The following is an 11,948-nucleotide window of genomic DNA, read 5'->3' as shown; positions in this document are numbered from 1 at the left end:
CGCCAGGTCAATCTTTAGCTAATAAAATCAACTGGAAACAACTGTTTCTTGATTTTTATTTTTAATTTCTTAGGTTTCACAAGCGAGCGGGATGGCGGCTGTTGCTGGAGAGAGAGTTGGCAGGATTGCACTGCTTTGGTGAGATTTCTGGCGCGCAGTGCGCCAGCACGGCGCACTATTCTAGTTCATCGAGGGATTGGTGCAGCGCTTCAATTTGCGCGAGATGATCGTTACTGGCTTTACCCATTTGTCGGGCCACCAGTGAGCAGAGCAGATTACACACGCCAGAGAGCGCGGCGGTGCTATCGAAGATCAGGCTGCTATCGGTATGGCAGCGAATCACCCATTGCGCGTGGCGCGCCGGTTTGCCGGAGAGCACGTCGGCGATATACAGCATGGGCACATTGCGCTCGGCTAATGCATTCATGGCCGTTTCCAGCGCCGGCATACGGCGGCGCAGCCCGACGCAAATCACCACGTCTTGCGCCGTCAGCGCTGCCATATGTTCCGCCAGCGAATCGCCCGGACGCGGCAGCAGGCGCACATCAGAATGGATATGAATCAGATCGCGATAGATCAAATGTGCAATGGTTTGGCTGTGGCGCCAGCCCATCACTACCACACGGCGTGCCTGGCTGATAGCCGTCACCGCCTGCTGCAGCTGTTCGCTATCCAGCGTGCGATAGCTGTTGACCAGGTTGGCGATCTCTTTTTCCAGGTGCTGCTGCATGATGCTGGCCAGCGGCGATGCGCTGGGTGCCGGTTGCAGATAAAGCGGCGAACCGCTGCTCTGCATCTCGCGCGCCTGACGGCGTGCGGCTTCATAACTCTCATAGCCGAGATGGCGAAAGAAACGTGTGGTGGTGGCTTTCGAAACGCCTGCGCTGTGCGCCAGTTCAGTGGCGGTGTTCATGGCTAACTGCCCGGGCGCGGCGAGAAGCACGTCGGCTAAGCGCTGTTCGTGGCTGGAGAGCTGATCCCAGTGCTGACGAATCCGGCCCTCTAACGTTGCCGCTTTTGCACTCATGGTGTTTCCCTGAAAATGAAAAAAACCATCCTGCACAGAGCGTGCCGGGTTGTCATCAGGAATTTTGTTTTATGCCGCTGGAATAAAAAAAGGTCGCCATGAATGGCGCCCCTACAAGCGTTACAGCGAGGGTGATTCAGGAAATAGGCATTGATGCTTCAGCGCGGGTGTTGAGGCGACATCCCAGCCCGCTGAGCGAGCGAGGGATTCCAGGGCGAGCCGCAGGGATGCGGCGAGAGGCGGCGCTGAGCAGGAGCGAATCGCCGCCGGTCCGTCAGGAATCGCGATCGAGTGAAGGCACCGCGCAGCGGCGGGTTGGGCTGGCGCAAGGCCGGGGAGTGCAGAGGGCGCGGCCAGGCGCCCTCTGCTCGGTCGCCGCACGGCATAGCTGAAACTGCCCCAGCCGAGGGCGAACGAAAGCCGCTCAGCGCTTAACTGAGCGGCATTACACTATGAATGGCGACCCTACGAGATATCGGAGAGGATTACTTGCCGGTTGGACGCAGTGCCGGGAACAGGATCACGTCGCGGATGGTGTGGCTGTTGGTAAACAGCATCACCATACGGTCGATACCAATACCCAAACCTGCGGTTGGCGGCAGGCCGTGCTCCAATGCGGTGACGTAATCTTCATCGTAGAACATCGCTTCGTCATCACCGGCATCTTTGGCATTCACCTGCTGCAGGAAACGCTCAGCCTGATCTTCTGCATCGTTCAGCTCCGAGAAGCCGTTACCGATTTCACGGCCGCCGATGAAGAATTCAAAGCGATCGGTGATTTCCGGGTTCTCGTCGTTACGACGCGCCAGCGGGGAAACCTCAGCCGGATATTCGGTGATGAAGGTTGGCTGAATCAGGTGCGCTTCGGCGGTCTCTTCGAAGATCTCCGTGACCACGCGGCCCAGTCCCCAGCTCTTCTCAACTTTGATATGCAGCGAGTTAGCAATCGCCACCGCTTTATCGAAGTCTTCCAGATCGCTCAGGTCGGTTTCCGGACGGTATTTCTTGATCGCTTCACGCATGGTGAGCTTCTCAAACGGCTTGCCGAAATCGAAGCTGTGATCGCCATACGGCACTTCGGTGGTGCCCAAAACATCCTGCGCCAGAGTGCGGAACAGGCTTTCGGTCAGCTCGATCAGATCTTTGTAATCCGCATACGCCATATAAAGTTCCATCATAGTGAACTCTGGGTTATGACGCGGCGAAATACCTTCGTTACGGAAGTTACGGTTGATCTCGAACACGCGATCAAAACCGCCTACCACCAGACGCTTCAGGTACAGCTCTGGCGCAATACGCAGGTACATATCGATGTCGAGCGCATTGTGATGGGTGATGAACGGACGCGCAGAGGCACCGCCAGGAATCACCTGCATCATTGGCGTTTCCACTTCCATGAAGTCGCGGTTAACCATGAACTGGCGAATACCGGCCATGATCTTTGAGCGTACTTTGAAGGTGTTACGTGATTCGTCGTTAGAGATCAGGTCCAGGTAACGCTGACGATAACGGGTTTCCTGATCGGCCAGGCCGTGGAATTTATCCGGCAGCGGACGCAGCGCTTTGGTCAGCAGACGCAGCTCAGAGATGTGGATCGACAGCTCACCGGTTTTGGTCTTGAACAGCTTACCGCGCGCGCCAAGGATATCGCCGAGATCCCACTTTTTGAACTGCTCGTTGTAAACGCCTTCTGGCAGATCGTCGCGAGATACGTAGATCTGAATCTGGCCGCCGACATCCTGCAGGGTGGCGAAGGAGGCTTTACCCATGATGCGGCGCGTCATCATACGACCGGCCACGCTCACTTCGACGCCCAGCGCTTCCAGCTCTTCGTTGCTCTTTTCGTCATAGCTGGCGTGCAGCAGATCGGACGTGGTATCACGGCGGAAATCGTTGGGAAACGCCACGCCTTTTTCACGCAGCGCGTTGAGTTTTTCGCGACGCGCTTTCAGTTCGTTATTTAACTCAAGGGCGGCATCAGCGCTCTGCGGTTGTTGTTCAGACATGTCGGTTCCTTATAGCCCTGCTTTTAAACTTGCTTCAATAAAACGATCGATATCGCCATCCAACACCGCCTGGGTGTTGCGGGTTTCTACGCCGGTGCGCAGATCCTTGATGCGTGAATCGTCGAGAACATAAGAACGGATCTGGCTGCCCCAGCCGATATCAGACTTGTTATCTTCCGCTGCCTGCTTGTCCGCGTTTTTCTTCTGCATCTCATATTCGTAAAGCTTGGCGCGTAACTGCTTGAAGGCCTGATCTTTGTTCTTGTGCTGTGAACGGTCGTTCTGGCACTGCACCACAATGTTGGTCGGCAAGTGGGTAATACGCACCGCAGACTCGGTTTTGTTAACGTGCTGGCCGCCCGCACCGGAGGCACGGTAAACGTCGATACGCAGATCGGCGGGGTTAATGTCGATATCGATGTTGTCATCCACTTCCGGGTAGATAAACACCGAACTGAATGAGGTATGGCGACGGCCGCCGGAATCGAATGGGCTCTTACGCACCAGGCGATGGACGCCGGTTTCGGTACGCAACCAGCCAAACGCGTAGTCGCCGATGATTTTAATGGTAGCGGATTTGGTACCAGCCACTTCACCGTCTGACTCTTCGATAATTTCGGTTTTATAGCCTTTGGCTTCGGCCCAGCGCAGATACATGCGCAGCAGCATGCTGGCCCAATCCTGCGCTTCGGTGCCGCCGGAACCGGCCTGAATATCCATGTAGCAGTCAGCGCTGTCATATTCGCCAGAGAACATGCGGCGGAATTCCAGTTCGCCCAGCTTCACTTCCAGCGCATCCAGCTCGGCAACGGCTTCGTTGAAGGTCTCTTCGTCGTCGGCTTCTACCGCCAGATCCAGCAGGCCCTGCACATCTTCCAGGCCCTGACGCATATGATCCAGGGTTTCAACCACCGCCTCAAGCGAAGCACGTTCTTTACCCAGCGCTTGCGCGCGATCGGGTTCGTTCCAGACGTCCGGCTGTTCCAGCTCGGCGTTTACTTCTTCAAGGCGTTCTTTCTTGGCATCGTAGTCAAAGATACCCCCGAAGAACGTCGCTGCGCTCACTGAGGTCCTGGATACGATTTTTGACCGGATTAATTTCAAACATGGCTTTTCAGTCTTTTTTGACGATTCGGTGAAAGGAGATAAAAACTAACGCGCTAGTTTACCCGAAAGCACACCCACTTTGTAGCGGCGCGATTTATCGCGCATTGAATTGCGCCGCTACCATGTGTGCTCTCGGTAATGAGGATTTTTCATGCCTTAACGGACAACCAGTAACGCATTGATGGCGACTTCATTTTTTCCTACATCGGCCAGAGATGATCGATGATCAGCTGCACCGAGCGATTGCCGCGATACTCATTGATATCCAGTTTATAGGCCAACTGCACCTGCCGCACGCTGGTGTCTGGCCACAGCGTAGTATCCACGTTGAAGGCGATGCCATCTAACAGCGGGCCGCCGCCGATAGGCTCGATCATCACTTTCAGATGGCGTTCGCCCACCAGGCGCTGCTGCAGTAGTTTGAATTTACCGTCGAATACCGGTTCCGGGAATGCCTGCCCCCACGGACCCGCTTCGCGCAGCATTTCAGCGGTGTGCAGCGTAAACTCCTGCGCATGCAGTTCGCCGTCTGACCAAATCACGCCCTGCAACGCTTCGCCATCCAGCCACTCATCAATAAGCGCGGCAAAACGTTCACGGAATGGTTCGTACTTTTCGCTTTGCAGCGACAAACCTGCCGCCATCGCATGACCGCCAAACTTAATCATCATGCCGGGGTACAGCGTGTCGAGACGCTCCAGCGCATCGCGCAGATGTAAACCGGCAATTGAGCGACCGGAACCTTTCAGCGTGCCGTCACCGGCAGGCGCAAAAGCAATCACCGGGCGATGAAAGCGCTCTTTCAGCCGCGAAGCGAGGATGCCGACCACGCCCTGATGCCACTCCGGATGATAGAACGCCAGGCCAAGCGGCAGATCGGTATGCTGGCGCTCAAGCTCATCGCACAACGCCAGCGCTTCGCTCTTCATGCCCTGCTCAATCTCTTTGCGCGTCTGATTGAGCGCATCGAGTTCATTCGCCAACATGCGTGCCTGGGAAATGTCTTCGGTGAGCAACAGCGCCACGCCAACCGACATATCATCCAGACGACCGGCGGCATTGAGACGCGGACCGACAGCAAAACCGAGATCGCTGGCGGCGAGCTGACGCGCATCGCGATTGGCAATTTCTAACAGTGCGCGAATACCCGCGCGGCATTTACCCGCGCGAATGCGACTTAAGCCTTGCCACACCAGAATGCGGTTATTGGCATCCAGTGGTACCACGTCCGCCACGGTGCCCAGCGCCACCAGATCCAGCAGTTCCGCCAGATTTGGCTCCGCACGACCGGCACTAAACCAGTTTTGCTGACGCAGATGCGCACGCAGCGCCAGCATCAGATAGAAAGCAACGCCAACACCCGCCAGCGAGCGCGAAGGGAATGCGCTATCGTTGAGATTGGGATTCACAATCGCTTCGGCGGCGGGCAAGGTGTCGCCCGGCAGATGGTGATCGGTAACCAGCACTGGAATGCCATGCTGATGCGCAGTATCGACGCCGGCGTGCGAGGAGATACCGTTATCGACGGTGAGGATCATCTCTGCACCGCGCGCTTTGGCCTGCTCAACCACTTCCGGACTCAATCCGTAGCCATCTTCAAAGCGGTTTGGCACCAGATAATCAACGTTACCGCCCAGGCTACGCAGTGCCAGCACAGTTAGCGCCGTGCTGGTGGCGCCATCGGCATCAAAGTCACCAACTACCACGATGCGCTTGCCGGTTTGCAGCATCTGATGCAGCAGCGTAACCGCGCCTTCAATACCGCCGAGGGTTTGCCACGGCAGCAAATGTTTGGCACCACGTTCCAGTTCCAGCGCATCTTTCACGCCGCGTTGCAGATAGAGACGACGAAGCAAAGGGGGCAAATCAGCGGGCAAGCTGGCGTCGGCCTCAGCTTCGCGCCGACGGAGTTCAACAGAATGAATCACTGTGCGTTAACCGCCACGCTTCTGGCCGTCAAGCACTTGCTTCAGCTCTTGCGGTCCCTGATAGCCAGGAATCATCATACCGCTATCGGTAAGAATGGCCGGCGTGCCCTGAATACCAAACAGGATGCCCAGTTTGTACTGCTGTTCGATATTGATTTTGCAGGTGGCGGGCGCATCCATTTGCGGCGCATCGCCTTTCATCGCGGCATCGAAAGCTTTGTTGCGATCGGCGCTGCACCAGATGGCACGCATGGCTTTTTCAACCTGACCGTTCAGCCCTTCACGCGGGAAAGCCAGATAACGAACGGTGATGCCGAGCGCATTGTAGTCCGCCATCTGCTCATGAAGCTTACGGCAGTAGCCACAGGTGATATCGGTGAACACGGTAATGACGTGCTGCTCTTTAGGCGCTTTGTAGACAATCATGTCAGGCGCCAGCGCGCTGACTTTTTTGTCCAGCAGCTGATTGGTGACGTTAACCGGCTGAGTGCCGCTAACATCATAAAGCGGCCCCTGAATCATATGTTTACCGTCTTCAGAAACATACAGCACGCCACTTTCTGTCAGCACGGTTTTCATGCCCGGCAGCGGTGAGGGCTGGATTTCCGCCTGTTGCAGGCCCAGTTTTTTCAGCGTTTGCTGAATGGCGTTGTCATCGGCATGCGCCAATCCAGTGAATGCGCTGACCAGCAGAGCCAGCATCGTGAGCTGCTTTTTCATCTTAAATCCTTGTTACCGCTTGTTAAGCGCGCGGATGATGCTGTTGATGTAACAGACGCAGGCGCTCAGTGGCGACATGCGTATAAATTTGCGTCGTCGAGAGGTCGCTGTGGCCCAGCAACATCTGTACGACGCGTAAATCGGCGCCATGGTTCAGTAAATGTGTGGCAAATGCGTGGCGCAACACGTGCGGCGACAGCTTTTCGCTATCAATACCGGCAAGGGTCGCATAGTGTTTGATGCGATGCCAGAAGGTCTGCCGCGTCATTTGTTGCGCACGCTGGCTGGGGAACATCACATCCAGCGTTTGCCCATTCAGCAGCCACGGCCGGCCATGTTCCATATAGTATTCAATCCAGTAAACCGCCTCTTCACCTAACGGCACAAGGCGCTCTTTGTTGCCTTTACCGATGACCCGCACCACGCCCTGGCGCAGGCTGATATCACTGATGGTTAACCCTACCAGCTCGGTAACGCGTAATCCGGTGGCGTACAGCAGCTCCAGCATCGCTTTGTCACGCAGTTCCAGCGGCACATCAATGCTGGGTGCCTGTAACAAGCGTTCAACCTGATTTTCGCTGAGATCTTTCGGCAAGCGCTGCGGCAGCTTAGGGGCAGAAAGCAGCGCGCTGGGATCGTCGCTGCGCACTTTTTCCCGATACAAATATTGGCACAAGCGGCGAATGGCGCTGAGGGTGCGCGCGGAGCTGGTGGCTTTATAGCCGCCCTCGACGCGCTCGGCGAGAAACTGCTGTAAATCAAGCGCTTCTAGCGTCAACAGCGTACGATCGTGATGGTGCAGCCAACCGATCAGCGTTTGCAAATCCTGCCGGTAGGACGCGAGCGTGTTCTGCGCCAGATTACGTTCAATCCAAAGCGCATCGAGAAACTGTTCGATCAGATCGCTGTCCTGCACTGTTATCTCCGCCCGTGTGAAATCGTGCTCATTATGCCTGAAAGTAGCCTGCTTCTGGTACAATTGCCCCCGAGTCAGTTTCAGTCAGAGCATTAATTGCATGAATATTGGATTATTTTACGGTTCCAGTACCTGTTACACCGAGATGACTGCGGAGAAAATTCGCGACTTTATCGGCGAAGAATTAGTCACGCTGCACAATTTGAAAGATGACGATCCGTCGCTGATGGAGCAGTACGATTTGCTGATCCTGGGTATTCCCACGTGGGATTTCGGTGAGTTGCAGGAAGACTGGGAAGCGATTTGGCCGCAAATCCCGGCCCTGAATCTGCGCGGCAAAATCGTGGCGCTGTACGGCATGGGCGACCAGGGTGAATATGCCGAATGGTTTCTCGATGCGCTCGGCATGCTGCACGAGCTGCTGCAGCCAATGGGCGTGCAGTTTGTCGGTTACTGGCCGCTGGAAGGCTACGAGTTCACCAGTAAAAAACCGCTGACTGCCGACGGCGTACAGTTTGTGGGTTTAGCGCTTGATGATGTGAATCAGTTCGAATTGAGTGATGAGCGCATCGAACAGTGGTGCGAACAGATTCTGACAGAAACCGCGGCGCTGCTTTAAGGCAGCGTTTGTCCCTCATGCAGAAAACAGCAGGCGCGTAACGTGCGCCATTCACCGGGCGGCAGATTATCGTGCATCAGCCACAGCCGCCAGCGCTTACCCTGCTGATTACGCAGCACCAGCAAGACGCCAAACGGCAGCCAATCCGCTTTACGTTCTGTTCGCCAGCGCGCCTCACGCCACAGCCACTCGCCGTTCACGTCTAACGCCAGACAGCCTACGCGCTGCACCAGATGTCGCTCGTTACGCCAGCCTTCCACCAGCAGCAGTACTAAAATCGGCGCTTTACACCACGCCCATTCGTCTGGCCAGCTCAGGCTCAGCAGTAAAGCCACGCACAGCGCAAACAGCGCCACATTCAGTGCTCGCGCACTGGGTGACGCCCGCAGATTACATCGCCACCGGACCGCGTTCACGATTGCGCTGCTGAATCAGTTTCACCATGCGTTTGAACTCGGGATCCACCGGTTCACCGTGATTCATCAACCAGTTGAACAAGTCAGGATCGTCACTCTTCAGCAGCGCGATAAACACCTGCTTGTCGGTATCATTAAGCGAATCATATTCGTACTTAAAGAACGGCATAATAGCGATATCCAGTTCCAGCATACCGCGGCGGCACGCCCATTGGACGCGGGCTTTGTCATTAATTTCCATGTCTCTCATTCCATGGCTAAAAACAGTGGGGCTCAGTGTACCTGCTTTTTTTTCTCGCTGCAGGCGCTGTGCTTATCCCTGTGCAATGTCACGGCGTTACGGCCCCTGATTTGCAAAGGACATCACGCGATTTGTGCGCCAGATTCAGTAAACAGGTTGCAAAGCCGCACTGCTCTTTTACCATTGCTACCTATTACCTCATTAATCAGGAATGACCCATGTCGATTTTTACCCTTCCTCCCCGCCAGCCTGCTGCATCGGCACGCCTGCCTTTAACCCTGATGTCGCTCGACGAATGGGCACTGGTTAAGGTGCAGGGCAAGGACAGCACCTCTTATCTGCAAGGTCAGTTGACGTTGGATGTCGCCGCCATGGATGCAACACAACATCGCCCGGCCGCACACTGCGATGCTAAGGGGAAGATGTGGAGCAACATTCGTCTGTTCCATCGTGGTGAAGGTTATGCCTACACGGTTCGTCGCAACCTGCGCGAGCAGCAGCTGACTGAGCTGAAGAAATATGCGGTGTTCGCCAAGGTAACACTCGTCGCTGATGATGATGCGGTGTTGCTGGGCGTCGCCGGTTTCCAGGCACGTGCCGCGCTGGCAAACCTGTTCAGCACGCTCCCGGATGCGGAAACGCCGGTGGTGCAGCAGGATGAGAGCACGCTGCTGTGGTTTGCGCAGCCCGCTGAGCGTTTTCTGCTGGTGACGACGCCAGAACAAGCGCAGGTGCTTAAAGAGAAACTCGCCGGTGAAGCACAGTTCAACGACAGCCTGCAGTGGCTGGCGCTGGATATCGAAGCGGGTATTCCGGTAATTGAAAGCGCCACCAGTGCACAGCTGATTCCGCAAGCCACCAATCTGCAGGCGCTGGATGCCATCAGTTTCAAAAAAGGCTGCTACACCGGCCAGGAAATGGTTGCGCGCGCTAAATTCCGCGGCGCTAACAAACGTGCACTTTATTGGCTGGCTGGCAGCGCCAGCAAGGTACCCGATGTTGGTGGCTCGCTGGAGCTGCAAATGGGCGACAAATGGCGTCGTACCGGTACTGTGCTCACTGGCGTGCAGCTGGATGACGGCAGCGTGTGGGTGCAAGTGGTGATGAACAATGATCTGGAGCCGGAAAGCGTGCTGCGTGTGGAAGGCGACGAAAGCGGCAAACTGACGATTCAGCCGCTGCCGTATTCATTGGCAGAATGATTGACGCTGTTTTAGGTGCACATGAATGCGCACCCTACGAAGTTCGTGCGGTTCTCATGTAGGGCCGCAAGTTACATCACATAAAAATAGATTGCGCAGAAGTGCAATACGCTGCCGCCAAGCACAAAGCCATGCCAGATAGCGTGGCTGTAAGGAATGCGGCGCGAGACGTAGAAAATCACCCCGAGCGAATAGACCACGCCACCGGCTGCCAGCAGCCAAATCCCGCCCGGCGACAGTTTGATTGCCAGCTGATAAATCACCACCAACGACAACCATCCCATGCTGAGATAGGTCACCAGCGACAGCGCTTCAAAGCGGTGAGCAAACGCAATTTTGAACAGCACGCCGATCAGCGCCAGACTCCAGATCACCACCATCAAGCCCTGCGCTAGCGGCGAGTTAAGGCCTACCAGCAAAAACGGTGTATAAGTGCCGGCAATCAAAACATAGATGGCGCAGTGGTCGAATTTTTTCAGCCAGTATTTGGCTCTCTGATGCGGAATTGCATGATAAAGCGTTGAGGCAAGGTACAGCAAAATAATGCTGCCGCCATACAAACTGTAGCTGGTAATGGCTGTGATGTTAGCTTGAGATTCGACGGCTTGCGTTAGCATTAAGACCAAGCCGATGATGCCGAAAATGCAGCCAATTCCGTGGCTGATGCTATTGGCAATCTCTTCTGCCAATGAGTAGCCCTCGGCAATAATTCGGTTCTGTACCATGGAAGGGGATTCCTGAACAACGGAAAAAGCGAGTGTGCTATTTCTGAGCAACCAGAGTAGCGAAGATAAATTTCAGAGTACACATGTACGCTAAAATAAATGTGTCAGCGGGTGTGAACGGCTAGCGCGCAAATTTGGCTGCATTAACAGGTATCAGTCGCCATGAATGGCGACCCTACAATATTCGGGTACGATTTTGGAACGGCTTTTATAGGGACAGCATACATGGCAAACAGGTTAATTAGCGTCCGCCGGCGGCATCAATAAAAGTGCCCGTCACGTATGACGCAGCATCACTTGCCAGCCAGACAATTGCCTCGGCGATCTCTTCCGCCTGGCCGCCGCGCGCCATGGGAAGCGCACTTGCTAAACGATCCACTCGGCCCGGTTCGCCGCCATCGGCGTGCATTTCGGTATAAATCAGGCCTGGACGCACGCTGTTAACGCGAATGCCCTGCGCCGCCACTTCCAGCGATAAGCCTTTAGTTAGCGTATCCATCGCCCCTTTCGACGCGGCGTAATCCACATATTCACCTGGCGCACCGAGGCGTGACGCGGCAGATGACACATTGACGATGGCACCACCTTTGCCACCATGATGCGTGCCCATGCGTTTAACCGCTTCGCGGCAGCAGATAAAGGTACCGAGGACGTTGGTGGCGAACACGCGCTGAATGCGCTCGGCATCCAACTCTTCAACCCGACACTGGGTAAACAAAATTCCGGCGTTATTCACCAACACGCGCAGCGCGCCGTCTTGCTCATCCAGTTGGGCAAACATGCGCATCACCTGTGCCTCATCAGCGATATCGGCTTGTAGCGCAAAAGCGCTGCCGCCCTGCGCTTCGATTTCTGCCACCACGCTCGCCGCTTCAGCTGCACGCTGGCGATAGTTAATCGCTACACGATAACCGGCCTGCGCCAGCAATAAGGCCGTTGCACGTCCAATGCCGCGACTGCCGCCCGTCACCAATGCCAGATCCATTTTTGCCTCCAAAACAAAAGGGCCGAATAGTCGGCCCTTAATAAAATATATCCGGA

At 55.5% G+C, this 11,948-nt stretch carries 12 protein-coding genes; 2 read left to right on the top strand and 10 right to left on the bottom strand.

What is annotated here, in order from left to right:
* Positions 1 to 175 precede the first annotated feature (175 nt).
* From AAGR08_RS02830 to xerD, 6 genes are all read right to left on the bottom strand, one after another.
* On the bottom strand, positions 176 to 1,027 hold the full coding sequence (locus AAGR08_RS02830; protein WP_097096162.1) for a MurR/RpiR family transcriptional regulator: 852 nt from the start codon (positions 1,025 to 1,027) through the stop codon (positions 176 to 178).
* A gap of 485 nt (positions 1,028 to 1,512) precedes the next feature.
* Entirely contained in the window at positions 1,513 to 3,033 is a 1,521-nt protein-coding gene (lysS, locus tag AAGR08_RS02825) for a lysine--tRNA ligase (protein ID WP_345828416.1), read from the bottom strand.
* Positions 3,034 to 3,042: 9 nt separating this feature from the next.
* Positions 3,043 to 4,141, bottom strand: a protein-coding gene (gene prfB, locus AAGR08_RS02820) for a peptide chain release factor 2 (protein ID WP_097096160.1) whose coding sequence is annotated in 2 segments (ribosomal slippage) — positions 3,043 to 4,065 and positions 4,067 to 4,141 — 1,098 coding nt in all. Because the reading frame shifts where the segments join, the coding sequence is not laid out codon by codon here.
* 199 nt (positions 4,142 to 4,340) lie between these two features.
* Positions 4,341 to 6,068, bottom strand: a complete 1,728-nt coding sequence (recJ, locus tag AAGR08_RS02815; protein WP_097096159.1) for a single-stranded-DNA-specific exonuclease RecJ — start codon at positions 6,066 to 6,068, stop codon at positions 4,341 to 4,343.
* Between the two features lie 6 nt (positions 6,069 to 6,074).
* Positions 6,075 to 6,788 carry a bifunctional protein-disulfide isomerase/oxidoreductase DsbC gene (gene dsbC, locus AAGR08_RS02810; RefSeq protein ID WP_097096158.1) on the bottom strand — a complete coding sequence of 238 codons (714 nt, stop codon included), beginning with the start codon at positions 6,786 to 6,788 and terminating at the stop codon, positions 6,075 to 6,077.
* A gap of 22 nt (positions 6,789 to 6,810) precedes the next feature.
* The gene (gene xerD, locus AAGR08_RS02805; protein ID WP_097097653.1) at positions 6,811 to 7,710 is read right to left on the bottom strand and encodes a site-specific tyrosine recombinase XerD; all 900 of its coding nucleotides are present in this window, start codon (positions 7,708 to 7,710) and stop codon (positions 6,811 to 6,813) included.
* A gap of 94 nt (positions 7,711 to 7,804) precedes the next feature.
* On the opposite strand from xerD, the gene fldB reads away from it, so the two are divergent.
* Positions 7,805 to 8,323, top strand: a complete 519-nt coding sequence (fldB, locus tag AAGR08_RS02800) for a flavodoxin FldB (protein WP_345828414.1) — start codon at positions 7,805 to 7,807, stop codon at positions 8,321 to 8,323.
* On the opposite strand, the gene AAGR08_RS02795 is transcribed toward fldB, so the two are convergent.
* Together AAGR08_RS02795 and sdhE are read right to left on the bottom strand one after the other, a co-directional pair.
* Positions 8,320 to 8,739 (bottom strand): protein YgfX, encoded by a 420-nt coding sequence (locus tag AAGR08_RS02795; RefSeq protein ID WP_345828412.1) that lies wholly within the window; start codon positions 8,737 to 8,739, stop codon positions 8,320 to 8,322. The genes fldB and AAGR08_RS02795 overlap by 4 nt on opposite strands.
* Positions 8,714 to 8,980 carry an FAD assembly factor SdhE gene (gene sdhE, locus AAGR08_RS02790; RefSeq protein ID WP_007890277.1) on the bottom strand — a complete coding sequence of 89 codons (267 nt, stop codon included), beginning with the start codon at positions 8,978 to 8,980 and terminating at the stop codon, positions 8,714 to 8,716. Before sdhE ends, AAGR08_RS02795 begins: the two co-directional genes overlap by 26 nt.
* A 218-nt stretch (positions 8,981 to 9,198) precedes the next feature.
* On the opposite strand from sdhE, the gene ygfZ reads away from it, so the two are divergent.
* Entirely contained in the window at positions 9,199 to 10,182 is a 984-nt protein-coding gene (gene ygfZ / locus AAGR08_RS02785; RefSeq protein WP_345828410.1) for a tRNA-modifying protein YgfZ, read from the top strand.
* Positions 10,183 to 10,253: 71 nt separating this feature from the next.
* Here the strand turns inward: ygfZ and AAGR08_RS02780 are convergent, their stop codons facing one another.
* Positions 10,254 to 10,907 carry a hemolysin III family protein gene (locus AAGR08_RS02780; protein ID WP_097096154.1) on the bottom strand — a complete coding sequence of 218 codons (654 nt, stop codon included), beginning with the start codon at positions 10,905 to 10,907 and terminating at the stop codon, positions 10,254 to 10,256.
* Positions 10,908 to 11,148: 241 nt separating this feature from the next.
* The gene (locus tag AAGR08_RS02775) at positions 11,149 to 11,892 is read right to left on the bottom strand and encodes an SDR family oxidoreductase (protein WP_097096153.1); all 744 of its coding nucleotides are present in this window, start codon (positions 11,890 to 11,892) and stop codon (positions 11,149 to 11,151) included.
* Between the last annotated feature and the right edge of the window lie 56 nt (positions 11,893 to 11,948).

Origin of the sequence: Pantoea sp. BRR-3P (assembly GCF_039621635.1) — a bacterium.
GTDB classification, from domain to species: Bacteria; Pseudomonadota; Gammaproteobacteria; order Enterobacterales; family Enterobacteriaceae; genus Pantoea; species Pantoea floridensis.
The sequence above is the reverse complement of the archived record's forward strand: the minus strand, read 5'-3'. Positions and strand labels throughout refer to the sequence as shown.

Excerpts from the sequence above, each read along its gene's own strand:
- AAGR08_RS02830 (WP_097096162.1), bottom strand. The coding sequence starts at position 1,027 with ATGAGTGCAAAAGCGGCAACGTTAGAGGGCCGGATTCGTCAGCACTGG.
- lysS (WP_345828416.1), bottom strand. The coding sequence starts at position 3,033 with ATGTCTGAACAACAACCGCAGAGCGCTGATGCCGCCCTTGAGTTAAAT.
- dsbC (WP_097096158.1), bottom strand. The coding sequence starts at position 6,788 with ATGAAAAAGCAGCTCACGATGCTGGCTCTGCTGGTCAGCGCATTCACT.
- fldB (WP_345828414.1), top strand. The coding sequence starts at position 7,805 with ATGAATATTGGATTATTTTACGGTTCCAGTACCTGTTACACCGAGATG.
- sdhE (WP_007890277.1), bottom strand. The coding sequence starts at position 8,980 with ATGGAAATTAATGACAAAGCCCGCGTCCAATGGGCGTGCCGCCGCGGT.
- ygfZ (WP_345828410.1), top strand. The coding sequence starts at position 9,199 with ATGTCGATTTTTACCCTTCCTCCCCGCCAGCCTGCTGCATCGGCACGC.
- AAGR08_RS02780 (WP_097096154.1), bottom strand. The coding sequence starts at position 10,907 with ATGGTACAGAACCGAATTATTGCCGAGGGCTACTCATTGGCAGAAGAG.
- AAGR08_RS02775 (WP_097096153.1), bottom strand. The coding sequence starts at position 11,892 with ATGGATCTGGCATTGGTGACGGGCGGCAGTCGCGGCATTGGACGTGCA.